Annotated in this window: 26 protein-coding genes; 21 read left to right on the top strand and 5 right to left on the bottom strand. The window is 58.7% G+C overall.

Annotated elements, in window-relative coordinates:
* Nucleotides 1-89: 89 nt before the first annotated feature.
* From M5C98_RS11405 to M5C98_RS11335, 15 genes are all read left to right on the top strand, one after another.
* The gene (locus tag M5C98_RS11405; RefSeq protein WP_272552848.1) at nt 90-326 is read left to right on the top strand and encodes a hypothetical protein; all 237 of its coding nucleotides are present in this window, start codon (nt 90-92) and stop codon (nt 324-326) included.
* Between the two features lie 396 nt (nt 327-722).
* Nucleotides 723-1,337, top strand: a complete 615-nt coding sequence (locus M5C98_RS11400; RefSeq protein WP_272552847.1) for a DUF3275 family protein — start codon at nt 723-725, stop codon at nt 1,335-1,337.
* Between the two features lie 507 nt (nt 1,338-1,844).
* Nucleotides 1,845-2,156, top strand: coding sequence for a hypothetical protein (locus M5C98_RS11395; RefSeq protein WP_092746120.1), 312 nt, complete (start codon nt 1,845-1,847; stop codon nt 2,154-2,156).
* A 231-nt stretch (nt 2,157-2,387) separates the two neighbouring features.
* Nucleotides 2,388-2,708, top strand: a complete 321-nt coding sequence (locus tag M5C98_RS11390) for a hypothetical protein (protein ID WP_272552846.1) — start codon at nt 2,388-2,390, stop codon at nt 2,706-2,708.
* Nucleotides 2,709-2,786: 78 nt separating this feature from the next.
* The gene (locus tag M5C98_RS11385; protein ID WP_272552845.1) at nt 2,787-3,068 is read left to right on the top strand and encodes a hypothetical protein; all 282 of its coding nucleotides are present in this window, start codon (nt 2,787-2,789) and stop codon (nt 3,066-3,068) included.
* A 15-nt stretch (nt 3,069-3,083) separates the two neighbouring features.
* On the top strand, nt 3,084-3,572 hold the full coding sequence (locus M5C98_RS11380; RefSeq protein WP_272552844.1) for a DUF7673 family protein: 489 nt from the start codon (nt 3,084-3,086) through the stop codon (nt 3,570-3,572).
* 128 nt (nt 3,573-3,700) lie between these two features.
* Nucleotides 3,701-4,825 carry a DUF6094 domain-containing protein gene (locus M5C98_RS11375; protein ID WP_272552842.1) on the top strand — a complete coding sequence of 375 codons (1,125 nt, stop codon included), beginning with the start codon at nt 3,701-3,703 and terminating at the stop codon, nt 4,823-4,825.
* Between the two features lie 222 nt (nt 4,826-5,047).
* Entirely contained in the window at nt 5,048-5,485 is a 438-nt protein-coding gene (locus M5C98_RS11370; protein WP_139160515.1) for a hypothetical protein, read from the top strand.
* A gap of 260 nt (nt 5,486-5,745) precedes the next feature.
* Nucleotides 5,746-6,156, top strand: a complete 411-nt coding sequence (locus tag M5C98_RS11365; RefSeq protein WP_272552841.1) for a hypothetical protein — start codon at nt 5,746-5,748, stop codon at nt 6,154-6,156.
* Nucleotides 6,157-6,280: 124 nt separating this feature from the next.
* A complete protein-coding gene (locus M5C98_RS11360) occupies nt 6,281-6,592 on the top strand; it encodes a hypothetical protein (RefSeq protein ID WP_442867264.1) in 312 nt (103 codons plus the stop codon).
* A gap of 1 nt (nt 6,593) precedes the next feature.
* Nucleotides 6,594-6,827, top strand: a complete 234-nt coding sequence (locus M5C98_RS11355) for a hypothetical protein (RefSeq protein ID WP_272552839.1) — start codon at nt 6,594-6,596, stop codon at nt 6,825-6,827.
* A gap of 109 nt (nt 6,828-6,936) precedes the next feature.
* Nucleotides 6,937-7,377, top strand: a complete 441-nt coding sequence (locus tag M5C98_RS11350) for a hypothetical protein (RefSeq protein WP_272552838.1) — start codon at nt 6,937-6,939, stop codon at nt 7,375-7,377.
* A 118-nt stretch (nt 7,378-7,495) separates the two neighbouring features.
* On the top strand, nt 7,496-7,786 hold the full coding sequence (locus M5C98_RS11345; RefSeq protein ID WP_272552837.1) for a hypothetical protein: 291 nt from the start codon (nt 7,496-7,498) through the stop codon (nt 7,784-7,786).
* Nucleotides 7,779-8,420: a hypothetical protein gene (locus M5C98_RS11340; protein ID WP_272552836.1), complete on the top strand. Its 642-nt coding sequence runs from the start codon at nt 7,779-7,781 to the stop codon at nt 8,418-8,420. Before M5C98_RS11345 ends, M5C98_RS11340 begins: the two co-directional genes overlap by 8 nt.
* Before the next feature lie 92 nt (nt 8,421-8,512).
* Nucleotides 8,513-10,849, top strand: coding sequence for a DEAD/DEAH box helicase family protein (locus tag M5C98_RS11335; protein WP_442867263.1), 2,337 nt, complete (start codon nt 8,513-8,515; stop codon nt 10,847-10,849).
* Between the two features lie 144 nt (nt 10,850-10,993).
* On the opposite strand, the gene M5C98_RS11330 is transcribed toward M5C98_RS11335, so the two are convergent.
* On the bottom strand, nt 10,994-12,226 hold the full coding sequence (locus M5C98_RS11330; protein WP_272552835.1) for a hypothetical protein: 1,233 nt from the start codon (nt 12,224-12,226) through the stop codon (nt 10,994-10,996).
* 387 nt (nt 12,227-12,613) lie between these two features.
* On the opposite strand from M5C98_RS11330, the gene M5C98_RS11325 reads away from it, so the two are divergent.
* The gene (locus M5C98_RS11325; RefSeq protein WP_272552834.1) at nt 12,614-14,095 is read left to right on the top strand and encodes a hypothetical protein; all 1,482 of its coding nucleotides are present in this window, start codon (nt 12,614-12,616) and stop codon (nt 14,093-14,095) included.
* A gap of 115 nt (nt 14,096-14,210) precedes the next feature.
* Nucleotides 14,211-15,260 (top strand): TRAP transporter substrate-binding protein, encoded by a 1,050-nt coding sequence (locus M5C98_RS11320; RefSeq protein WP_272552833.1) that lies wholly within the window; start codon nt 14,211-14,213, stop codon nt 15,258-15,260.
* A 21-nt stretch (nt 15,261-15,281) separates the two neighbouring features.
* Here the strand turns inward: M5C98_RS11320 and M5C98_RS11315 are convergent, their stop codons facing one another.
* Nucleotides 15,282-16,223 carry a LysR family transcriptional regulator gene (locus M5C98_RS11315; RefSeq protein ID WP_272552832.1) on the bottom strand — a complete coding sequence of 314 codons (942 nt, stop codon included), beginning with the start codon at nt 16,221-16,223 and terminating at the stop codon, nt 15,282-15,284.
* Nucleotides 16,224-16,357: 134 nt separating this feature from the next.
* On the opposite strand from M5C98_RS11315, the gene M5C98_RS11310 reads away from it, so the two are divergent.
* The 4 genes from M5C98_RS11310 to M5C98_RS11295 are packed head-to-tail and all read left to right on the top strand — an operon-like array spanning nt 16,358 to nt 19,855.
* On the top strand, nt 16,358-17,335 hold the full coding sequence (locus M5C98_RS11310; protein ID WP_272552831.1) for a tripartite tricarboxylate transporter substrate binding protein: 978 nt from the start codon (nt 16,358-16,360) through the stop codon (nt 17,333-17,335).
* A gap of 11 nt (nt 17,336-17,346) precedes the next feature.
* Nucleotides 17,347-18,528: a CaiB/BaiF CoA transferase family protein gene (locus tag M5C98_RS11305; protein ID WP_272552829.1), complete on the top strand. Its 1,182-nt coding sequence runs from the start codon at nt 17,347-17,349 to the stop codon at nt 18,526-18,528.
* 8 nt (nt 18,529-18,536) lie between these two features.
* Nucleotides 18,537-18,743, top strand: a complete 207-nt coding sequence (locus tag M5C98_RS11300) for a hypothetical protein (protein ID WP_272552828.1) — start codon at nt 18,537-18,539, stop codon at nt 18,741-18,743.
* Nucleotides 18,725-19,855 carry a tyrosine-type recombinase/integrase gene (locus M5C98_RS11295; protein WP_272552826.1) on the top strand — a complete coding sequence of 377 codons (1,131 nt, stop codon included), beginning with the start codon at nt 18,725-18,727 and terminating at the stop codon, nt 19,853-19,855. The genes M5C98_RS11300 and M5C98_RS11295 overlap by 19 nt, the downstream gene beginning before the upstream one ends.
* A 100-nt stretch (nt 19,856-19,955) precedes the next feature.
* On the opposite strand, the gene M5C98_RS11290 is transcribed toward M5C98_RS11295, so the two are convergent.
* The 3 genes from M5C98_RS11290 to M5C98_RS11280 are packed head-to-tail and all read right to left on the bottom strand — an operon-like array spanning nt 19,956 to nt 22,300.
* The gene (locus M5C98_RS11290; RefSeq protein ID WP_272552825.1) at nt 19,956-20,882 is read right to left on the bottom strand and encodes a hypothetical protein; all 927 of its coding nucleotides are present in this window, start codon (nt 20,880-20,882) and stop codon (nt 19,956-19,958) included.
* A gap of 15 nt (nt 20,883-20,897) precedes the next feature.
* Nucleotides 20,898-21,527 carry a hypothetical protein gene (locus tag M5C98_RS11285; protein WP_092746101.1) on the bottom strand — a complete coding sequence of 210 codons (630 nt, stop codon included), beginning with the start codon at nt 21,525-21,527 and terminating at the stop codon, nt 20,898-20,900.
* 26 nt (nt 21,528-21,553) lie between these two features.
* Nucleotides 21,554-22,300 carry a DsbC family protein gene (locus M5C98_RS11280; protein ID WP_272552824.1) on the bottom strand — a complete coding sequence of 249 codons (747 nt, stop codon included), beginning with the start codon at nt 22,298-22,300 and terminating at the stop codon, nt 21,554-21,556.
* Between the last annotated feature and the right edge of the window lies 1 nt (nt 22,301).

Raw genomic sequence — 22,301 nt, 5'->3', positions numbered from 1 at the left:
AAGGGGGTTTTCTTTTTTCTTCCATCCCCTGGGGACCACCGATCCCCAGTGGGGGCAGGTGTCCCTTTTATTCACGAAAGGCATACACCATGAACCAAGCTACTACCGTCTCCAGCACTGCACCCACTCTCCATGGACATTTGGCCAAAGAGTGGTGCGGCAAGCTACTGCCCCTGCAGGTTCTGCAATCACAGCGTGGCTACTACGTCGGCACCGCCGGTGAAGAGGGCCCCGTCTCTCGGGAGTCCAACGAATACTTTCGGACCGACGAACTCGCCCGGCAGGCCCTGCAGGACGGCAAGTGGACCCAAAAGCAGGAACCTTGATCCCCACCGACGAAACGTCTATGCACTGATGCACGGAAAGTGCGAGGGCGAGTTTGACTCGCCTTCAAAAGCGCGTATGCTTTGCACCGTTTTGCGAGTGTTTACCGGTACCACTGGAATAACCGGAGCTGGTTCGCCAGCACATGAGGCACGTCAACCCCTGAAGCGTGCACGCTCTTCGGAGCTGGGGTTCCTGTCGGCACGGACCGCTGAATCGCACACCTCAAAAGTCCACCAGTGCCCAGCCTGCCAGGTCGCAAGCCTGTCAGACATTCAAAGCCCACTGCATCCCACCTGCCTCGGCAGGTGCGGTGCTTTCTTTTTCATACCCGCCGGGACCAGCTGTCTCCTGCGGGTGGACGGTGGCCCGCGCACATCGCGAAAGACCACCAGCACATGATCAGAGTTGACGACGCGACCTTGCGGATCAAGAAAATCCGCCAGAGCCGCAACGGCGCCTTTTGCATCGCGGACCTCACCACGAACTTTGGCGAATTCAAGGTAAAAGACCCGCTCCTCGACCAGTTCGAGGAAGGGGAATACAAAGCCACCGTGTGGGTCAGCGAGATCTACCTGTCGCAGTACATCTCTTTCGGCAAGGGGGTCACGGAAATCCGGGCCAGGCTGCATGACCTGCAAGTCGTCTCCCAGGACCGACTTCCCGCTGAACGCACACCCACTGAACTCGATCCACTGGATGAGCCGAAACCCGTCCAGGTCCAAGCCAAGCCCTCCGAGCCACCCAAGGAACAGGGCAGGGGAGCCGCAAAGAACGCCGACAAGCGTTGGGACGATTTCAAGAAACCCCGACCTGCGCCGGCTCCAGAGTCAGTCGAAGCCGTGGATGACGGATTGTTCGATGCGGACCTTCTTGAAGCCATTGAGCGCGCAGATCCGGTGAAGCTCGATCCCACGGTGGACCGGGCTTTGCTCCGATCCCAGGCCGCATGGCTGCGCAAGCAAGGGTACGACTTCGATCCCAAGCTGCAGACCTGGTTCGCCAAGCGCTGATCTCCGCAACGTTTCAACAGCCCGCCCTTCAGGAGGGCTGTCCCGTGGCCGCTCCAGGAGCCCAAGGGACAGCCCTTCGCTGCTTGCAGCACGGGCTCTGCTCTCAACTGGGTGGCGGCAACCTGATGTGCCGCGGCTTTGCGGATGAACCCATGCGTTCACCGCGCCATTACTCGGCCACCTGGACCTTCACTCGCGGTGGCCCGCCTGCGCAACACGACAGGCCCCAACAGGTCCGACGTGGCGCAGCGAGGAGGTATCCATTCAAGACTTGATCTCAATCCAGCGGAATCCTGGAAAGGGGTTCCCCCAGCAGCCGGCACATGGCTCTTGAGGGAAACCATTTCCATCCCACTGAAACGATGGTTTCAAAGAGGCACGTTCAACTCTGAAAACGTGCCAGGCCGCTCCCCGCGGCCCGAGCGCTTTCCCTTTCTTCCATCAACCCCCGCGGGCTCCGAGTCCCGCAGGGGCCGGGCCTGCATCCATTGCAGGAGTACTCATAGCATGACGAAACCGAATCGCAAAGGAAGCAACGAATTGGCTCGCCTGCGACGCACGGCTCGACAATTCCCGGTACCGCTGACCACCCAAGCAAGAACGCAGGTCACCGCGCTCTTGAGGCGGCATGAAGAAGCCGTCGTCGGCACGACGCTGTTGGCGGTGGACCGTGACGATTTCTTCACCACCCCCGACAACAGTACCGGCTTCTACATCCTCGGCCTCTCGGACGACGTGTGCGCAGCGGCCGAAACGGTGGACCAGGCGGGAATCGCGGAGGCGATCCGATGGGCTGAAGCCGAGCCTGTCTGGTCGTGATCAAACCCCGAGGAACCCAGATGGGTTCCCCCAGCAGCCGCAGGTCGGCTGGTGAGGGAAACCATTTGAGTCAAACCAAAAATGGTTTCAAGCAGGCACGTTCAACTCTGAAAACGTGCCAGGGCCGCGTGAGCGATCCGAGTTCATTTCTTCATCCATCCACCCCTGCGGGACCACGGCCCGCAAGGGAACGTGCTCGCAGTTTTCTTGCAAAGGAGTAAACTTTTGAGCATGCCATCCACCATCGAACTGGGCTTGTACGAAGCGCTCACCGGCGCCGGGATTCCCCCGGACACGGCGCGCAAGGTCGAGCGGCAGTTCGAGTCAGCCATTCACGCCGGCACGGATGAGATTCGCGCAGAGATGCGCGACAAGCTCTTCACCAAAGCAGATGGTTCCGAGCTGGAAACACGTCTGCTGCGCGCCAGTGCCGAAATGGAGGTCCGCCTCCAGAGAAGCGTGGTCGATCAAACCCGCTGGATCATCACCAGCTTCTTCGGCTTTTCCGGCCTCACCATCGTGATCACGACGGCAGTCATCAAACTGCTGTAGGTCACTTCTTCTTTAAACCCGCTGGGGACTACCGTCCCCGCAGGGTTTCGGTCGTCCCCATTTTTCTTGGAGACGATCATGATTTCCCATTTTTCCCCCGTGCTTCCCCGATTGGCACAAGAGCAGCGCCAGCTATTTCACGCTGTACTGCGACAGTGGCTGACTGCAGCACCTGCACCGGAGTGCGACAAGCTGATCCTGGCGCGTGAACGCCATGCGCCAGGCCAGAGATGCTCCATGCTCACGCTGGTGCGCAGCTGCTTCATGCAACCGGCCTTGCGGGCCGACTTGCCAGAGTCGCTGGTCCACCTGCTCGTGCAACGTCAATGGCTGGCTCCTGCGCAACAGCGCAGAGCCTGAGCGGGAGGGCGTGCCATGTCGAACAAGCACACCGTCGTGATGGTGCATGTACCCACGGGTTCGGAAGAGGCCTTCTTCAAGGTCTATGAAGAATTCGTGAATGCGCTGCGCATCAAGAGCGAGAAACCGCCACGTAAGCTCATGGAGATGTACTTTTCCCCGCCTTCGGACGAGGACAGGTATCAGCTGGAGCAGCGTGGAGTCGAGTCCTTAAAGGTCCTGCTGCGGATCGCGCAAGGTGAGGCCAGGCACGCCCGGTACATCGCCTGCTTTCTCGCGGGTCTGTACAACGGCGACCTGTTTGCCTTCAACCTCAACGATCTGCGGTGGCTCGATGAGTCGCTATACGCGCACGTGATCGCGGTACTCCATATGGACTGCCGACTGCGCAAGCAGGATGTCCCGCACTACTTCGACAACGGCGAAGTCCTGTGGGCCACCATGATCGCTCGTTGGGGCATCAAGGACGTGCTCACGCATCGTTCCCCACCTCGCAAAGGCTGAAACCCGTGGCGCCCCGGCTTGCATTCGTGCGAGCTTGGGCCCATGGCCCTTGTGCCATTTATCAACCACCCGGACGGGGCCATGCCCCACCGGGGCATCTCCGTCCCTCATTTGAAGGAGATGTGCCCATGGCATTGATGTTCTCGCGCCTGGCGCGCAATTTCGTGAAGAACGGGTACTTCCCGACCGACGATGAAACCCTCGCTCGCATTCAGCGTTTCATCACCCCTTGCGATCGGCCCATGCGACTGCTCGACCCGTGTTGCGGTGAAGGCGCCGCGCTGGCAGACCTACGCCACGGCATGCAGTTTGACAGTGGCACAGGTCCGACCATTGAGACCTTGGGTGTGGAGTTCGACCGCGAGCGTGCGTGGCACGCGAAGACCATCTTGGACCGCGTGCTGCACTCTGACATCCACGATGCGGTGATCAAACCCAGGTCCATCGGACTGCTGTACTTGAACCCACCTTATGGGTATGGCGTCAAGGACTCTGCCAACCGCAGCGATGCGGATAGCGATCGTGAAAAGGCCGAGCGCTTGGAGCGCACGTTTCTCAAGAAGACTGCCCCGTTGCTCATGCTCGGCGGCATCCTCGTGTACATCGTTCCGTTCTACGCACTCGACAACGAGATTCGCACCTACCTGGCACGCAACTTCCAGGATCTGCGGTTCTTCATGGCGCCTGAGCAAGAGTTCAAACAGTGTGTGATCTTCGGCACGAAATGCCGGCCGGGCCATCCTCGCAAGGAGGTGCTGGACATGCTCACTCAAGCCCAGGCCGGGGAACTGGCCCATCAAACATTGCCAGAGGAATGGCTCGACACGCCATACCAGGTGCCGCCGATCCAGGAGGGCAGTGAGATGGTCTTCCATGCAGTGCGCATGGATGCCGAGCAACTGGCTGAGGAACTGCAAAAGCATCGCAACGGCCTGCTGTGGCCGAACTTCGAGGCTTGCTTCAATCAAGCGCGTGGCTCCCACCGCAGACCGCTGCGCGACATGACCCAATGGCATCTGGCGCTTGCGCTGGCAGCTGGCCAGGTCACGGGCTGCATCCGCTCCACCACCGGGCGCACGTTCCTCATCAAGGGCGACACCTTCAAGAAGAAGGAGCGCATGGTCACGACCGAAGTGGACGACAAGGGCAAGGTCAGCGAGACGATCGTCATGCTGGACAAGTTCGTTCCGATCATCAACGCCATCGAGTTCACGCCGGACCACCGGCTGGGACAGGTCGTGCGGATCAGCTGACGCACGCATCTCAAAGAACCCACCAGATGGGTTCCCGCAGCGGCCGCAAAGACGGCCGTTGCGGGAAACCATTTGCACCATTCATCAATGGTTTCAGGCACGTTCAACTCTGAAAACGTGCCCGTCTGCGATCAGCAGATGGAGTTCTTGTCAAACCAATTCATCAACCCTGTGGGGCCTACCCACAGGGGATGGCTTCATGTTTCTCCGCAAAGGAAAGAAATGTTCATCAACACCGAGTACCGCCGCATGAACGGCCACTGCGTGGCTACCAGCGAAGGACTGACCGACCAACGCGTAGCGTTGTGGCTGGAGACGCGGCTGGACTATGACGGTCGCCTCATCACCTGGCTTTGCCGGGACGATGCGGCCTACGAGCAAAGCTCCTGGACCTGCCTGGCCAACACGAGGATGCCGCCGTCGATGACGGAAAGCATTGCGGTCGCCTGGCAGCACGAGCGTGCCATGGCCGAGTTGCAGCGCATGGAAAACCTCCAGCCAGTGCATCCCGCACTGGCCATTGCCCGAAACGTGTATCGACAGATCGGGCTCGGGATCTATGTGCTGGTCAACCCGACCGTGCGTATGTTTTTGCGGCGTATGCGGCGCGTGCTTTTCCGGCGCGTGAGGCAAATGCACCGCGAAGCCTACAGGCCCTGATACCCGGCGCGCAGCGCCTTTTTCCTTGTCCTGGACAAGGCCAGAACCCATGCAAATGGGTTCCCACAGCGGCCGGACCCATGGCCTTTGTGGGAAACCATTTGAACCAATCACCAATGGTTTCAGGCACGTTCAACTCTGAAAACGTGCCCGCTTGGGCGATCAGCCAAGTGGAGTTCTTGTCAAAACCTTTTCATCAACCCTGTGGGGCCTCGCCCTGCAGGGGGTGGCTTCACGCCTTTTTGCAGGAGAGAACCACCATGGAAACGAAGATCTACAAGGACCGCGATGGCTGGAATGCCAAGACGGTCGTCCCCCTGGATGAACGGCGCGAGCTGGTCATCCGCACATCCCGTCGCCAGATCGGTGGCGGGCTGCTGACCAGCGCTGCGTGCTGGAGCGTCAATGCTGCCGGCTACCAGACCCATGCCATGGGTTTGGGCACTGGGTGCGGAGATTTCTCCACCCGCATCGTGACCACGCAGCCGCCGCGCATCACCGAAAAAGTGGTGGCGCAGCAGCACGAGATGGCCCTGCGCCAGATCGATGCCATCCGCCAGGCAGCGCAGTTGCACTACGCGGCCCAGGCGCAAGCCGAGACCGAGGCGCCGCAATTGGAAGCTGCACACCAGCGCCAAGCTGGATCAGCAGCAACCGCTATCGCGCTCTGACCCGCATCAAGGCGGCCAACGTCGCTCGACAGCGGTAACCCGCGGCCACCGCCGCAAACCTTTCATCAACCCTCGGGGAGCACCGCTTCCCCTGGGAACGGTTTCCCCATTTTTGGAGAAGTCCATGAACGCTGTGTACGAAGCGCCCGAGGCGGCGCAATGCCTGCCCCAATTTCAGTTGGGATCGCCCGTGATGACACAGGGCGTCAACGCCTTGGTCGCTGACGGCCGGTTGAACCCCTATGTGCTTTTGCGCCGGCATCTGCTGGGCGATTGGGGGGATCTCTGTGAAGAAGATCGCCGACTGAACGACCAGGCTGTCCAGCTGGGCAACCGCATCCTGTCGGCCTACCAGCTCGAAGGGAACACCACCGTCTGGATCATCACCGAGAGCGACCGCAGCGTGACCACGCTGCTGCTGCCATCGGAGTATTGAGATGAGTCACGAAGTACCAGAGGAAGACCTCTCCAACACGCAGTTGGTCGTCGAAATGATGGAGTACAGCGCAGTGGCGCAACTGTTCATCATCGAGGCGATCCGCAGGTACGCCGACACCGTGTCTCAGGTAGATCCCCATACCCTGGATGGCTCGTTCATCCGGGGACAGCTGTGGGTCGATGTGGCCAAAGAGATCCGGCGAAAGATGCAGGCCCACTACGGCTGGGACTGATCCCCAGCCTGATGCAGCCGACTTGAAGTCGGCTGAACCTTTCTACCACCCGTGCGGGGCCAGGCCCTGCACGGGACTGCCTCGCACCTTTTTCCTGAAGGATTCAAGCATGACTAACGCAGTGCCCATATCGGGTGCCAATTTTTGCCATTTCTGCGAGTGTGAACTGCAAGCCGGACAACTCGGCTCCTGCCCCCTATGTGCCAAGACCAGCAAGACCGGAAAGGCTCGGCTGTTTAAAGCCATCTGGGCGGCCGACGAGGTGTCGGTGGACTACTGCGAACTGGAGCAAATCAACCTGGAAGGGGGTGATCGCACGCCCTCATTCATGGTGACGGCCAGCGCACGGCGGATCGCAGTGATCGACCAGGAGATCGAGTTGACCTTCGGTGAGGACAGCAGCTTCGGCTTCTTCATGGACATGGGTGGTGATCGCCATTTCCTCGTCGTGAGCCTTATCAAGCGCGAACCGTTGACGCCTGCAGATATTGAGCGGATGGAGCACGAGTGTGGCATCGCGGCGAATGCGCAACTGACGCCAACACTTTGAAACGAAGCCACTTCGGTGGCAGCTTTCTTTCAACAACCCTTGCGGGTCCAGTCCTGAAAAGGCATGGACCCGCTTCTTTTTCAAGGAGTGAATCCATGGACAACACAGGACTCTCGCCATGCTGAGGATCGAGGAACTGGCGCAGGCCACCATCGCCAGCTGGTGCACATCCGGCCTGGCCGAATGCGTCACGGAGCTGGGCCTTCATCTGCATGAGCTACGCGGCGACAGGATCGCCTTCTCGCAAGAAATCGAGCGTGCAAGAGCAATCTATGCACAGCCATCGGACAAAGACATTGAAATCGATGATGAGCCTTCGGTGGCGCCAGCATCAGGTGGCGTGTGGGTTGCCGCATGGCTTTGGGTGCCCGAGGATGCAGCAGCGCAGGGAGGTGACGCGCATGGCTGATTCCAACGGGCTCTGCCGCATCGAGGAGTTCCCCGAGATCTTCGTGGACGCGTGCCTGAGAGACAGCGAAGGCCAATTCATGTTCCTGTCAATCTACGGCCGGGACGGCTCCATCATGCAGTTCATCGCAGCGATGGAGCTGGGTGGCCAGGAGCGGGGCGTGCAGCGCTTTCACCTGGTGAACGCCGCCGGCGAGCGACATCCGGTGGACGTGGGCGGCACCGACCGCCTCACCAAGCATGCCGGCAGGTTGCCACGACAGAACCTGTTCGGTCCGTTGAGCCAGATGTGGGTGTTCGACAAGCGTCTGCAGCAGCCTGACCGCGCCAATCGGATCGCCTGGGTGTTGCACCAGGAGGCCGGCGCAAAAGCGTCTTTCGACGGCGGTCCCGTGACCAACGTGACGCTGCAGGATCGTGTGTGGAAGACCATCGTCGGGCTATCTCCCGTCGCATTGCTGGACCACTGGCGGCAACCCTTGCTGACCTGGTGTGAAAACAAGCACGCCACGCAGGCCTTGGGTGACGCGATCTATCCCGCCATTGGCCCTGTACAGGCTGTTCGCGTGAGCCTGACGGATCACTTCGTCGGCTTCATCAAGGATGGCGTGAAGAACCGCACCTTGACTCTCTGATCCCGTGGCCATCCGGCCACTCACTTTGCAACCCGCGCGGGGAACTGGCCCCCCGCTGGTTCTCCGCATTTTTTTGTTCAAGGAGAACCTCTATGCAAACCGTCAATCCCTCGCTCGCAGAAATCCCTGCAGATCCTTCCAGTCCTGCAGCTGATGCGGCCCAACCCTTGGCCCAGGACGGCTTCGACAACATGGCCCTGGCCAGCTTCATCGACGAGTTTGGCGACGGGCTGCTGGCGCAGGTGCGCTCACAGAACCCGCCGATCTACGATCCGGCACGGGACGAAGGGCAGGGTGCCTGGCAAGCCCGGCAGAGCATTCTCGACTCGCTCAAGCGCAAGCCCTTCAAGGCCCAGGCCGACGCAGTGCACGCCACCGTCAAGCTACTGGTCGATCACGATCAACCCGCTGCCGTCATCAACGCGGAAATGGGCACTGGTAAGACCATGATGGCTATCTGTGCGGCCGCGCTGCTGCAGCGCACGCATCCGCGCACACTGGTGATCTCGCCGCCACACCTTGTGTACAAGTGGCGGCGCGAGATCCGCGAGACGGTGCCCGACGCCAAGGTGTGGGTGCTCAATGGTCCGGACACGCTTCGCAAGCTGCTGATGCTCCGGAAATCCCTGGGCCTCAAGACCAGCCAGCCTGAGTTCTTTGTGTTGGGCCGGGTGAGGATGCGCATGGGCTTCCATTGGAAACCTGCGTTCGTCACACGGCGCCAGAAAGTGCATGACCAGGTACTCGCTGTGGCAGCGTGTCCCGATTGCCTCACGCCGATCACGCGAGACGACGGCGAAGGTCATCCGATGCCCATCTCTGCGGAACTGGCGATGGCCAGCCTGGGAGACCGGCGAGGCCAGTGCGATCACTGCGGAAGTTCGCTGTGGACGCTGATGCGATCGGGTCGGCCGATCCAGTCGATGCACGACCTGGTGCTGGGCGCGCTCAAGCAGATGCCCACCATTGGAGAGAAAACCGCCCGCAAATTGCTGGGCATCTTTGGAGAAGACGCATTGGGCGCCATGTTGGGCGACAACGTGTACGAGTTCCTGAACCTCATGGACGCCAATGGCGAGCTGGTGTTCAGTGATCGGCAGGCCACGCGCATGGAGCGCTCGCTGGCCAACTTCGAGTTCAGCATCGGCGAGGGCGGGTATCAGGCCACCGAGTTCGTGAAGCGCTATCTGCCCCGCGGCTACTTTGGGTTGCTGGTCGTGGATGAGGGCCATGAGTACAAGAACGAGGGCTCTGCACAGGGCCAGGCCATGGGCGTCCTGGCCAGCCAGTGTCGAAAGACGCTGCTGCTGACCGGCACGCTGATGGGCGGCTACGCCGACGATCTGTTCCACCTGCTGTGGCGCCTGAACCCGGCAAGCCTGATCGAGGAAGGTTTCAAGCCATCCAAGAGCGGCTCGATGGGGCCCGCCGCCATGGGCTTCATGCGCGAGCACGGCATTCTGAAGGACGTGTACAAGGAGTCCAGTGGCACCTCGCACCGGACGGCCAAGGCCAAGCAGATGACGGTACGCACCAGCAAGGCGCCGGGCTTTGGCCCGGTCGGCATCATGCGGTACGTGCTGCCCGTCACGGTATTCCTCAAGTTGCGGGACATCGGCCAGAAGGTGCTGCCTCCCTACCAGGAGCAGTTCATCGAGGTGCCGATGGGCGAAGCGCAGAAGGATGCCTATGAGCGTTTGACCAGGGTCTTGGTCAGTGCCCTCAAGCAGGCGCTGGCCATGAAGGACAGCACCTTGCTGGGCGTCGTGATGAACGTGCTGCTGGCCTGGCCAGACTGCTGTTTTCGCACGGAGACGGTCAAGCACCCGAGAACGCGCGCGACGCTGGCTGTTCAACCGGCGGTTTTTACCGACAGCGAACCTGCTCCAAAAGAGTTGGCGTTGCTGAGGATCTGCCAGCAAGAGAAGGCACAGGGGCGCAGGGTGTTGGTCTATTCGGTGTATTCGGGCATCCGCGACACGACAGCGCGCTTGAAGTCACTGCTGGAGCTGCATGGCTTCAAGGTGGGTGTTCTGCGCGCCAGCGTGGATGCCGCCCGCCGTGAGGACTGGGTGGCCGACCAGGTAGAAAAGGGCATTGACGTGCTCATCTGCAACCCCGAGTTGGTGAAAACCGGCTTGGACCTGCTGGAGTTCCCGACCATCATGTTCATGCAGAGCGGCTACAACGTCTATACCGTCCAGCAGGCGGCCCGGCGCTCCTGGCGAATCGGGCAGAAGTTGGCGGTGAAGGTGATCTTTCTGGGCTATGCCGGCAGCACCCAGATGGAGTGCTTGAAGCTGATGGCCAAGAAGATCGCGGTGTCGCAATCGACATCGGGTGACATGCCCGACTCAGGCCTGGACGTGCTCAACGATGCGGGAGACAGCATCGAAGTCGCCCTTGCGAAGAAACTGCTGGCCGATTGACGGCCGGCTCCTGAACGCCCTGTCCCGCTTTGCGGGGCAGGGCGTTTCTATTGACGAGTTGAGCGGACAACACTTGAACAAGGGGGAGGACCCAATGTCCATGCGGTAAAAAACAATCGCCCAATGCGCGCTGAACCTAACCAGTTATTTCACGCCGTCGTCAGGCTTCAGCAGCGCCCGCACGCAACTTGGCGCGCTAGAGGTCTCGCAGGCCTGCGCGGCACCTGCGACCACACGCCCATCCGCGAATACCAACCGCCATTGGACGACTGTATTACCAGCAACGGAGATACGTAAACCTTTTATCCAACCATCAGCCGCAACGATGTCCGTGGCAGATACAACGCTCGACAGGCTCAGGCGGGGAGGCGGAGGACTGGTACTCAACACGTCGCGCAGCCATTCGCCCCGTGTTGCGGCGATTAGGGGCGTGAGGCCAGACTCCATTGGGGTATGCACAGATAGAAGGTACTTTTCCGCCTGAACTAGCACGCCGGACAGCACTTTTGCTTGCGCTTCCAAAAGGTCAGCCTGCTCGATTTTGTCTTTGTCATCCCCGCCCTTCTCGCTAGGCTTTGCGACCTCGCGCAAGCCCTTTGAGATGGCATTCGCTTCCTTCATGGTGATGCTAGCGAGATCAAGGGAGCGTGTCAGCTTTGCGATCTGAGCGTGGATTTTCGCCCCAGGCGTGACCCCGCCAGCCGTCCCAACAGGGAGGTACGTATCCACATCAATGACTTGGATGCTTTGCTTCTTCACTGCAGGGTCGGCTGTATCCTTGCTTTCGGCAAGTGCTGCGACTACCTGAGCCTGAAGCACTTTCGTAGATAAATCTTCGTGACGGCTACCGCTCATGGAGTAACTTGTCCTCATGGCTGAAGCAATCGCAAAGCCTGATTCAACCAAGGCAGGCAGTGCGAGCAAAGCTGGGGCAATACGAGGCTGCATCCATTGACCCGTGTTGCTTCCAGTAGGTTTTTCTTTTATTGACGGGCGGATGCTTTTAATTGCATCTTGGACATAGCCTGTGTTTTTTTCGACCGCATCAATACTAGCATTGAGGAGTGCCTGCACCGAGTCGACTGCTGAGATATACCCCAGCAACTGAGTCGACTCAAGTAGCACAACCCCACCCGTAGCATGCCGGCGCACCTGATTTTCAATAATTCCGGCCATTTCGCTAGCCTGAGTAAATGCTACCCGTGTGGTGGTGGCTTCAACCATGGGTGCTTGTGGGGCATCGCGCTTATAAGTGCTCAGGTCTGGCACTAGTGACTTGTAGATATCAACCCGATCTTGAGTTAGCTCTAGCCTAAGCTTCTGAAGATCAAGTTGCGCTTTCAATGCATCATTGTTAACAACCGCGTCTTCAGCCATGGCTCCGGCACCTATAGTCAATGCTATAAAAAACGTGCAGACTCGCGCAATCCCTATTCTTGGTAACTCTTTCATGATGACCCCCCTTTGTTTAGTCGTTTAGTGCGTTGAGCCCAGGTGCCCACACGCAAGGCCCATCATGCACATTTTTAAATGTGCTGGCAACTACCTTACGTATAATTTCATAAAAAGTGCTGGTTTGAAATTTTTCGCATGGCGAATCGAAGCGCAGGATCATTAAAATCTAACGAAGTGAGGCCAAAATTAATAACGGCAATGTTGTTTAATTCAAGGCACCAAAGCCATATGAGAAAGATAATATATTAAGACATTAAGATGAAGGCTATCATCAGCACTGGCATCCAATTTTCATAAAGGAAAGCGACCGTGGCTTCAAATAGAGAAAACCGCAGCCGAGATGAAGCTGAATTTTCTAAAAGGACAAGGAGGACTATCAAGGAGATGGCTGGCGGCCTTTGCTCCGATCCAAACTGCCTTCGGTTCACATCTGATGCATTTGGAGAAGCATGTCATATTTATAGTGCCGCACCGACTGGGCCACGGGGGCATGGATCTCTTGAAACAGAAGCTCTGAAGCATCAATCGAATGGAATATGGCTTTGCCGCAACCATCATGGCATGACAGACCATAGACAGGCTCCATTGGATGCTAAGGTTCTTTTAGAATGGAAGGCGGTTCGAGAGGCTTCGTGTTTAGCATCTCTTCGCAATGATATAGCCATAATATACTCAGAACTCGGTCCGAAGGATTTAGATAAAATCATTAGAGATCAATACCGAGAGCAACTCAATGGTGAAAACGTTTTTGAATTAGACTACGAAAGGGTGGCCAGGGAGGGCATGAGCTTAATATGTCAAAAAAAGTTCATCAGAGATGGGCCCACTACCCTGAGTTCACACAAATTGCCTCAGGAATTCAAGCAAACGCCCATAGCAGCCGAAGTGTGCATGCTTGAAACTTCTGGCGCGTTTAGGACCTCCCCCATCATGCTTTTCGGGTCTGATATAGAAATCGATCACTTTAGTGAATCGCTCAACGCTGTTGCGTGCCCAGAATTTGCAGCTTCAGAGCTCGTTGCGGTAAGTGAAGTAATTCAGTCATGGTGTGAATTTTCACCAAATGATTGCAAGGTAGGCATTCCTTGCATCAACATCCAAAATATCACATATGTGCTCGCTCCTTCAAAAGGAGGCATTGTTGACTTGGAGGCACTGGTACGAGTTTACTCGCGGGTCCGTTTTTTGAGTGGCCACTCGGGTATTCAATCACGTCCTGATGCTGAAATAATGCACAGCGGCTCACCTTTAGAGTGGAAGTTTTCAACATTTCAAAGAAAGAGCGGCCGGATCACTAATAGCCGTTTTATTTTAAAGGGGTACACCAGATTTAAGCAAAGTGGCGAAATAAATTCAAATGATTGTTACAAAGTAGAATCACAGGAAAGACTACTAGTAAGTCTACATTCAGGTGCGGATATGGTTGGATTCCTTTGCACTCAGTTTGGATATTATTTTGACAAAAATTCCCTGGAATTTCACCAAACTCCACTCCCCATCAGTCTGGACGGTATTCAGCGAGATTGCTTGGAAAAGGCTATTTGGCAAGCACGACGGATCATGTTCTTATACAAATTATCCGTCAACTGGTTGGGTTGGCATTTCACTGAAATTTGTCTCGACCCCCTATTAACCGACGACCTTATTAACAAATCGATAGAACAGTTGAAAAAAGAACAAGCGTTTTCTCGGACTGGACGTGCGCAAGTAAGAACTCCTCTTTCCGATGGAAGACTAATCAAAATTGCCTGCACCCTCGCTAAATTCGAGATAATTTTGGAGCGTAGATAGGTCGCCCTTAGCTGCCAACAGTGATCAACTCTATAATAAGAGACCGCGTGACGCATTTCACATCAGGGCGGTAGATGTAAACATACATCCAAATCAATCTTTTAAAAGGATATCGATGAACTTTGCGATCCTAGCGGCCTACTCGACGTTGAAAATCTGTCAGTTCGTCAAGAGATTGCTGCTTGCAGCAGCGGCCTCCGCCGTCCTGCAGCCCGTGGCCGCGCAGGCTCAGCAGAGTTCATGGACGCTGGCCTCGAGCTACCCAAAGGAGCTTTTTCATGGCGTGAACCTGCGCCAATTCGCGCAGAACGTCAATGACCGAACCAAGGGCGGCCTGGTCATCGAGGTGCACACAGACGGCATTGCTGCCAGTCCCTCCGAGATCGTGGGCAAAGTCCGCTCTGGAGATCTGGCTGCGGGAGAGGTCCTTCTCAGTTCCATGGCCAGCGACACCCGGATCGCCGGCGCGGATGCCATCCCCTTCATCGTCCACAGCTACGACGATGCTTTACGGCTGTGGAATGCTCAGCGCCCCATCCTGCAGGAGACCCTGGACAAGCAGGGCCTGGTGATCCTTTACGCCGTGCCCTGGCCAGCCCAGGGATTGTTCACCACGCGCCCTGTGCGCAGCGTTGCAGATCTGCGCGGATCGAAAATGCGCACCTACAACCCCAGCACGGTGCGTCTTGCCCAACTTATGGGAGCCACCCCCGTCGACGTGCCCACGCAGGCCATCGGCTCGGCCTTCAAGGACCAGCGGCTGGACACCATGTTCACATCGCCCGCGACCGGGGTGGACTCGAAGTTGTGGGAGGGGCCGGCGAAGTATTTCTACAACGCGCGGGGTTGGTATCCGAAGAACATCGTGATCGCCAACAAGGCCAAGTGGGCCGCACTTCCCGAGTCCACTCGCCAGACCGTCATGACGGCAGCTGGCGAGGCGCAAAAACGTGGCTGGATGGCAAGTGAAGCGGCATCCACAGTCTCGCTGGCGGAGTTGACAAGCAAGGGCATCAAGGTGGATACGCCCGAGCCCGAGTTGCGAAACGAACTGCGGCGCATCGGCGAGAAATTTTCGGTCGAGTACCTTCGAGAGACCGGCGCCGAGGGCAACCGGATGCTGATCCCGTATTTCGCAAACGAAAGCACGACAACTCCCAAATAGGCGAGAGGTCCGATAAGGAATTCACCCAGATGCCGCAAGCATCTGAGGCGGGCTCGCTGAGAGTAGGCGACCAGCATCGTAATGCCGGCAAAGGTTGTCCACCAATGCTTGTGCATACACGGGCAGAGTTGCCCTATCACGCATCAGCAGGTGGCGTTCACGCACGCTCCACTCGTCTCGCAATTCCACCATCGCCAGTGGCATAGCCAACTGATTGCGGATGACAGCCGACTCGGGCAGCACCCCAATGCCCACATTGCTGCTGATCATGCGGCACATCGCCTCGAAACTCCGTAACCGAATTCGAGGTTTCTGACGATGCCCCAATTGCTGGGTGATCTGATCCAGAAATGCCTGCAGCGTGCTGCCCTCCGGCATCCCCACAACGTCCTCCTCTAGCGTTTCAGCGAAGTTCACGGAGCGTCGCCGTGCGAAACGGTGGCTGGGAGAGGTGACCAGAACCAGCCGGTCGGTACTGAAATGGATAGAGACCAGTCCCAAAGTATCAATGGAACCAGCAATGATGCCTAGATCCGCACGACCTTCCAAAACACCCCGCGGAATCATCGCATTGGGCCGCTCTTCCAACTCCACGTTGACATGTGGATGATCTGAGAGGAAATCTGCCAGTATTTCCGGTAGGAAATCTGTGACAGCAGTGGTGTTGGCCAGCAGCCGTAAATGCCCGCGCAATCCGCCGCCATATTCCCCCATTTCTGCGTGCAGAAGGTCTGCCTGTTGCAGCATCAAGCGCGCATGATGAACAAAAGCCTCGCCAGCCGGTAGCAGCCGGACTCCCCTTGCTTCGCGTGCCAATAACAAGACGCCGGCCTGCATTTCCAGCGCCTTGATGCGCGTACTTGCCGCTGCTAGGGAGAGATTGTGTTTGGCCGCGGCCCGGGTCAAGTTGCACATCTCTGCCACGCACACATACAGACGCAAATCAGTCAGGTCGAACTGCATGTAAGAAAACGTATTTCGAGCATTAATGAAAAACGAAGCCTCGCTTCTGAAATCGCAAATTGTGTAGCGCGCGAATCTCTGCAGAATTCACCCCCAGCCCGAATCGTAAGCCGGGTAATAAAGGGAGTAGAACTATGAGATTGAAATTTTTTGCAGCAACGCTGCTGATTGGAACCTTGGGACTCGGCGCCACGCTCGCGCAGGCCCAGGCGGCGTATCCCACGCGCCCGCTCACGCTGGTAGTGCCGCAAACGGTAGGCGGCACCAACGACATCGTTGGCCGGGTGGTCGCCCACAAACTGGGGGAGGTACTGGGCACCGGAGCCATTGTCGACAACCGGCCTGGCGCCGGCGGCAACATCGGGACCCAATACGTAGCGCGAGGTCCGAAGGACGGGTACACGCTGCTTGTCACGATCAGCAGCAGCCAGGCGATCAACCCTGCGCTTTATCGAAATCCAGGATTCGACCCTGTGAAGGATTTCGTTCCTGTCGCCATGATTGGCAACGTGCCCAACGTTCTGCTGGTCAATCCATCATTCGCTGCCAAGACCTTCGGCGACTTCCTGTCCCTTGCTCGGCGCAAGGACGCCCAGTACCAATACGCCTCGGCTGGCAACGGCACGCTCAATCACCTGCTGGGCGAGATGCTGAATGAGATGGCAGGAGTTTCGCTGCAACATGTTCCCTACAAAGGCATTGCACCAGCGCTGAACGACGTATTGGGAGGACAGCTGCCCATCGTGTTCGCCAGCTTGCCATCATCGCTGGCACACATCAAGGCAGGCCGGCTGCGCGCCTTGGCTGTGAGCGGCGCCAAGCGCACGCCTGTACTGCCCGACGTGCCGGCGATTGCCGAAGCGGTGCCAGGCTACGAAGGTACGCTGTGGATCGGCTTGTTTGCCCCGGCTGGGGTAGCACCAGCGGTGGTGCGCACGCTACAGGATGGCATGCGAAAAACCATGGCAGCGCAGGATCTGCGCGAGAAGCTGGACCAGCAGGGCGTGGAGATCGCCGCACCAACATCCCCCGATCAGTTTGCGGCCCAGCTGCGCAGCGACCTGGCCAAGTGGGAAAAGATCGTCAAAGCTTCGCGCGCAGAAGTGGACTGAGGAGGCGCGCGATGACCCGACCTCTCGAAGGCATTACCGTTGTCTCTCTGGAGCATGCGATCGCAGCGCCTTTTTGTACCCGTCAGCTGGCGGATTTGGGCGCGCGCATCATCAAAGTAGAGCGCCCAGAGACTGGGGATTTCGCGCGCGAGTACGACCAGCGGGTGAGGGGCATGTCATCGCACTTCGTGTGGACAAACCGATCGAAGAAGAGCCTGACGCTGGATCTGAAGCAGCCACGGGCGCTGGACGTGCTCAGGCGACTGATCGAGAAGGCGGACGTGTTCGTGCAGAACCTTGCGCCCAGCGCCACGGCCCGCATGGGCTTGGATTACGCCAGCCTTTCCCACACCAATCCCCGCCTGGTGGTCTGCGACATCTCCGGATACGGTGACGACGGGCCATACCGGGACAAGAAGGCCTATGACTTGCTGATTCAGAGCGAAGCGGGCCTGCTTTCGATAACGGGTACCGAGGAGTCGCCTTGCAAGACCGGCAACTCGATTGCCGACATCGCTGCGGGCATGTATGCATATACCAATATCCTTGCGGCGCTGCTACGGCGCGAGAAGACAGGGGAGGGTGCCCACATCGATGTCTCCATGCTTGAGTCTCTGGTGGAGTGGATGGGCTTTCCGATGTACTACGCCTTCGAGGGGGCACCGCCCCCGGAGCGCAGCGCCGCTTCCCACGCAACGATCTACCCCTATGGACCATTTGCCGCCGGCGATGGTGGCAAGGTCATGCTGGGCGTGCAAAACGAGCGGGAATGGGAAAGTTTCTGCACCGTTGTCTTGCGTGAACCCGCGCTCGCTCAGGCGCCACGTTTCGCCAACAGCACGCAACGCAATGCGCACCGGGATGAGCTTCGGCAGCTGATTCTGAACGTCTTCGAGAAGTTGACCACTGACGAAGTGGTGGCGCGACTCGAAAAAGCGCAAATTGCCAATGCCTGCATGAATGACATGGCACAGCTGTGGGCCCACCCCCAACTGAAAGCACGCGAGCGCTGGCGCAAAGTGGACTCGCCAGTTGGTCCGCTGCCTGCTTTGCTGCCTCCAGGGCGAAGCAACCGCTGGCAAGCCAGCATGGAGCCGATCCCCGCGGTAGGCCAGCACACCGACGCATTACTGCGTGAAGCCGGTCTGACAGACCAAGCCATCAAAGACCTGCGCGCCCACGGCGCGATTTAGGGACCCCCATGGATTTCAAGATTCAGGCCGGATTCGCCGGCGGATGGATCGCGCGCGCTCGCAGCCTTCCTCCCATGCGTGGAAACTCGCAGGAACATCTTCCGAGCGCCCTTTGCAAGAAAGTCGTCGCAGCCTCGATGGGGCCTGCGGATGCTGCCGCATTGATTGGAATTGCCGACGCTCAGGAATCACGCTTATGGGGTGGCCTGTCATGAGCGGGGCACGACCGAAGCTGTTCGTTGAAGAGCGCTTCCAGGACTTTTTGAAGCACGAATGTGGGTATGCGCGAGGCACCCTGCAGGTAGTCAACTATGCACTCGGGGAGTGGCAGCGTTGGCTGCGAAACCGATTCGGCATCACGCGGCTGGACGTCTCCGCTTCGCACCTGCGACTTTGGCTGGACGAGCAATTGCGCAGGCACGCCCAATCCACCGTGGACAAGAAGACCTGGGTGCTGCGCAGGTTCTACGCCTGGCTGGCAGGTGAGAGCATGGTGGAGTACGACCCCTGGCAATTCATCTCGCCACCGCGACGCCGACTCCACCAGCAAGGCCTGGGGTATGTTCCCTGCGAACGCACGGTGCGCCGGCTTCTGGAGCAACCGGACACCCGGTTCGCCCTGGGCTTGCGCGACCGTGCGATCCTGGAACTGCTGTACTCATCCGGCCTGCGTGCCGCAGAACTACTGAGTCTGCGGCCGCATCAACTGTGCCTGCGCACCCGTGCGGCCCAGGTGATGGGCAAAGGGGGCAAGGAGCGGCTCGTGATATTCGGGGAGCACTCCGCGCACTGGTTAGAGCGCTACATGTGCGAAGCGCGCCCCGCGCTGCTTCAAGCTGGCCAGCACCCAGTCCAGGCACTGTTCGTTCATGCGAGCGCCTCTGGCTCTCTGGATTACTGTGTGCTGCAGCGCATGGTCCGCCGACACGCCGATGCCGCAGGCCTGCCGATGGTGACGGCCCACACACTGCGACATGCCTTCGCCACGCACCTGTACCAAGCCAGCGCCAATCTGCGCGTGATCCAGATGCTGCTGGGACATGCCTGCCTGCAGACCACCACCATCTATGCCAGGACGTCCATGGGCTACTTGCGAGGAGTCATCGAGCGGCACCATCCCCTCGGAATCCTCTACGAACGGCAACCGCTTGGCAGAGCCGCATCACCGCTGTCGGGTCAAGATGCCGAGCGCCAACGCCGTGATCGAGCAGCCGATCAGCCAGTAAAACCATGTGAACAGCTGCTCCGCCCCCATGAGCACAGCGCACGCAAATCCAGCTGCCGACACCAAGGCCCCAACGAACGACAACTTCTGAGCGAACCATAGAAGTGAGCCAAGGACCGTGCCTGCGGAGCCTGCGACACCTTGCACGGCGCTGTCGATGATTTCGTCGGTCACTTTTTTCTCCATCGCATGATCTCCTGAATCAAAAAATCGTCATCACGGCAAAGACGATCATCACGATGACGCAGCCTTTTTGCATGTACTCCATCATCGTGGCCTTGGCGATGACGCCACGGGCGTACTGCTGCCACACGCCCACCATGGCGCTGGAGACGACGAGCAGCGTGATGGCCACCAGCAGCATCTGGATGATGGAGCGCATGCGTGCCATGGACACGCCCGAGCCTTGCTCGAAGCCGATGCGCAGCGCCTCGGTGACGGGCACGCACTGGCCGTCGGACCCACGGATGCAGCCGTTGTTGAATGCGATGCCGCTCCCGCCAGAAATCGGCGTGGAAGGCGCGGTGGTGCCAGGCGTGGTGGGAGAGGGCGCGTTGCCGGCGATGCGATCAGCCATGCCGCAGATCGTCGTGCCATTGGAGTCGGCAAAGCCCGAGCAGCGCCCCGAGGCGATCATGCGTTGGCAGTTGCCGATGCCCAGTTGTACGCAGGCCAGGATCATGTTCGCGTCGACACGCCGGCCGTCGAACGTACCCAGAGCCGCCAGGGCCTGAGCCGGATTGGCCTGCAGCGCCTGCGACATGACTCGCGACCAGGCATCGACCTGGCGCTGCAGGCTCCATGTTCTGAACTCCGCGGGCGTCACGTCAGTTGCCTGCCGGATGTTCTCGTTGTTCATCTGCAGCACGCCATAGCAGCATGAACCGTTGTAGACCGAGAGGTATCCGCCGCTCTCGACGTTGATGGCCAGGTTGCCCACGGCGTTCGCATTCGCACGCAGCCATTGGCTGGCATTAGGTGAGTTGGCGATCGCTTGAGCCACCTGATCGGCGGTCACGCGGTCGTTGGTCACCAGGCGTTGCTGAGCCGAAGCAGGCATATGCGTGGCCAGCAGCGCCAGCCAGCCCAACAGTAGCGCCGAGCAAAGCGCGAAGAAGGTGCGTTGCATGGTTTGCTTCCACCGTCATCCGAGGTGCAACGCACGATCACATTCAGGCACACGCTTGCCGTACTGGATCACCCGAAAGTAGGCGCTGTCAGTCTTGTCGTCGAACGCGAATTCTGTGTGATTCTGCGCGAGCGGCGTATTTTCGTCGTCTATGGACAGGTGGCAGTAATTCGGAAAATCCTTTTGCTTCCTGCGTCCGGTGGATTTATCTTCCACGATCACGCGCATGGGGCAAATGCTGTACATCGGTGGTACATAGCCTTTTTGTGCAAATGGCCCGTTTGGAGGTGGCTCGCATTTGGACTCGAAGGCACTGAACATGGTGAAGATATACCTGTTCTCCTTATTCTCATGCGTCTGATAGAGGATGAAGCTGCCCAGCCTGCTGCCGTCGTTGCGACTGAGGTTCAACGGCGTGGAATCGATGTTCTCTTTCCAGATCGGCTCCAGAAGCCTTTTTTCCTCTGGATTACCGCTGATGTATTGCCGTGAATTGAAGGTCACCAGAGGCATCAATTTCCACTTCAACTCGGCGGGAAACTTGATATTCCCCCGTTCCTGCGCACCCGTGGCGCCGGCGGCGATGCACAGCGCGGTGGCCACCAGGCCGGATGCGATCACTCTCTTCCTGTTCGATACCTTCATAGTTCCTTCCCTCTGGGTGTGATGATTCATTTGATGTTCGTGCTGGCGTCCAGTTCGGCGATGAACTGCTCGGGCGGCGTGGCCCCCACCAGGCGCTTTCCATTGCCCAGGATCACCGTGGGTGTGTTCTGGATACGGTGCCGCTCGCCGAACTTCAGGATCTCCACCAGGCCGCTGGTGTCACAGTCCTCACGGCCCTGAAGGCGTCGGCCAGCCATCACCTGCTGCCAAGCCTCCGCACGGTTGGGCGAACACCAGGCAGCGCGCGCGAACTGCGCAGATTCCGGGCTGATGACGGGGAACATGAACCGATAGACGGTCACGTCGTCGAGCTGGTCCACGAACTTGGTGAAGACCCGGCAGATCGGGCACTGCGGATCTTCGAACACGGCCACCTGCCGTTTGCCGTTGCCATGCACCTCTTTGATCGCGTGCTTGAGGGGCAAGCTGGCGAAGGGGACGCTGTTGAGCTTTTCGAGCTGCGGCGCGGTGAGGTCCTGCTGAGTCTTCATGTCCACCATGGCACCGCCAACGAAGCCGAAGCGGCCAGAGGCGTCGGTGTAGAAGATCTCGCCTTCGGAGACGACCTGGTAGATGCCGGGAATGGGGGAGACCGTGATCTGCTCCACCCGGACTTTGCCCGCCGTGTTCTGCTCGATCGTGGCCTTGAGACTGGGTGGGACCGGCTGCGCGCCGACCGTCATGGACAGGCTGGCCAGCACGGTTGCGCGCATGAGCAGGGCGCGCAACTTCGAGCGATGGATCTGGGACATC

The organism is Acidovorax sp. NCPPB 3576, assembly GCF_028473605.1.
GTDB lineage: Bacteria > Pseudomonadota > Gammaproteobacteria > Burkholderiales > Burkholderiaceae_C > Paracidovorax.
The sequence above is the reverse complement of the archived record's forward strand: the minus strand, read 5'-3'. Positions and strand labels throughout refer to the sequence as shown.

Excerpts from the sequence above, each read along its gene's own strand:
- M5C98_RS11405 (WP_272552848.1), top strand. The coding sequence starts at position 90 with ATGAACCAAGCTACTACCGTCTCCAGCACTGCACCCACTCTCCATGGA.
- M5C98_RS11400 (WP_272552847.1), top strand. The coding sequence starts at position 723 with ATGATCAGAGTTGACGACGCGACCTTGCGGATCAAGAAAATCCGCCAG.
- M5C98_RS11395 (WP_092746120.1), top strand. The coding sequence starts at position 1,845 with ATGACGAAACCGAATCGCAAAGGAAGCAACGAATTGGCTCGCCTGCGA.
- M5C98_RS11390 (WP_272552846.1), top strand. The coding sequence starts at position 2,388 with ATGCCATCCACCATCGAACTGGGCTTGTACGAAGCGCTCACCGGCGCC.
- M5C98_RS11385 (WP_272552845.1), top strand. The coding sequence starts at position 2,787 with ATGATTTCCCATTTTTCCCCCGTGCTTCCCCGATTGGCACAAGAGCAG.
- M5C98_RS11380 (WP_272552844.1), top strand. The coding sequence starts at position 3,084 with ATGTCGAACAAGCACACCGTCGTGATGGTGCATGTACCCACGGGTTCG.
- M5C98_RS11375 (WP_272552842.1), top strand. The coding sequence starts at position 3,701 with ATGGCATTGATGTTCTCGCGCCTGGCGCGCAATTTCGTGAAGAACGGG.
- M5C98_RS11370 (WP_139160515.1), top strand. The coding sequence starts at position 5,048 with ATGTTCATCAACACCGAGTACCGCCGCATGAACGGCCACTGCGTGGCT.
- M5C98_RS11365 (WP_272552841.1), top strand. The coding sequence starts at position 5,746 with ATGGAAACGAAGATCTACAAGGACCGCGATGGCTGGAATGCCAAGACG.
- M5C98_RS11360 (WP_442867264.1), top strand. The coding sequence starts at position 6,281 with ATGAACGCTGTGTACGAAGCGCCCGAGGCGGCGCAATGCCTGCCCCAA.
- M5C98_RS11355 (WP_272552839.1), top strand. The coding sequence starts at position 6,594 with ATGAGTCACGAAGTACCAGAGGAAGACCTCTCCAACACGCAGTTGGTC.
- M5C98_RS11350 (WP_272552838.1), top strand. The coding sequence starts at position 6,937 with ATGACTAACGCAGTGCCCATATCGGGTGCCAATTTTTGCCATTTCTGC.
- M5C98_RS11345 (WP_272552837.1), top strand. The coding sequence starts at position 7,496 with ATGCTGAGGATCGAGGAACTGGCGCAGGCCACCATCGCCAGCTGGTGC.
- M5C98_RS11340 (WP_272552836.1), top strand. The coding sequence starts at position 7,779 with ATGGCTGATTCCAACGGGCTCTGCCGCATCGAGGAGTTCCCCGAGATC.
- M5C98_RS11335 (WP_442867263.1), top strand. The coding sequence starts at position 8,513 with ATGCAAACCGTCAATCCCTCGCTCGCAGAAATCCCTGCAGATCCTTCC.
- M5C98_RS11330 (WP_272552835.1), bottom strand. The coding sequence starts at position 12,226 with ATGGCTGAAGACGCGGTTGTTAACAATGATGCATTGAAAGCGCAACTT.
- M5C98_RS11320 (WP_272552833.1), top strand. The coding sequence starts at position 14,211 with ATGAACTTTGCGATCCTAGCGGCCTACTCGACGTTGAAAATCTGTCAG.
- M5C98_RS11315 (WP_272552832.1), bottom strand. The coding sequence starts at position 16,223 with ATGCAGTTCGACCTGACTGATTTGCGTCTGTATGTGTGCGTGGCAGAG.
- M5C98_RS11310 (WP_272552831.1), top strand. The coding sequence starts at position 16,358 with ATGAGATTGAAATTTTTTGCAGCAACGCTGCTGATTGGAACCTTGGGA.
- M5C98_RS11305 (WP_272552829.1), top strand. The coding sequence starts at position 17,347 with ATGACCCGACCTCTCGAAGGCATTACCGTTGTCTCTCTGGAGCATGCG.
- M5C98_RS11300 (WP_272552828.1), top strand. The coding sequence starts at position 18,537 with ATGGATTTCAAGATTCAGGCCGGATTCGCCGGCGGATGGATCGCGCGC.
- M5C98_RS11295 (WP_272552826.1), top strand. The coding sequence starts at position 18,725 with ATGGGGTGGCCTGTCATGAGCGGGGCACGACCGAAGCTGTTCGTTGAA.
- M5C98_RS11290 (WP_272552825.1), bottom strand. The coding sequence starts at position 20,882 with ATGCAACGCACCTTCTTCGCGCTTTGCTCGGCGCTACTGTTGGGCTGG.
- M5C98_RS11285 (WP_092746101.1), bottom strand. The coding sequence starts at position 21,527 with ATGAAGGTATCGAACAGGAAGAGAGTGATCGCATCCGGCCTGGTGGCC.
- M5C98_RS11280 (WP_272552824.1), bottom strand. The coding sequence starts at position 22,300 with ATGTCCCAGATCCATCGCTCGAAGTTGCGCGCCCTGCTCATGCGCGCA.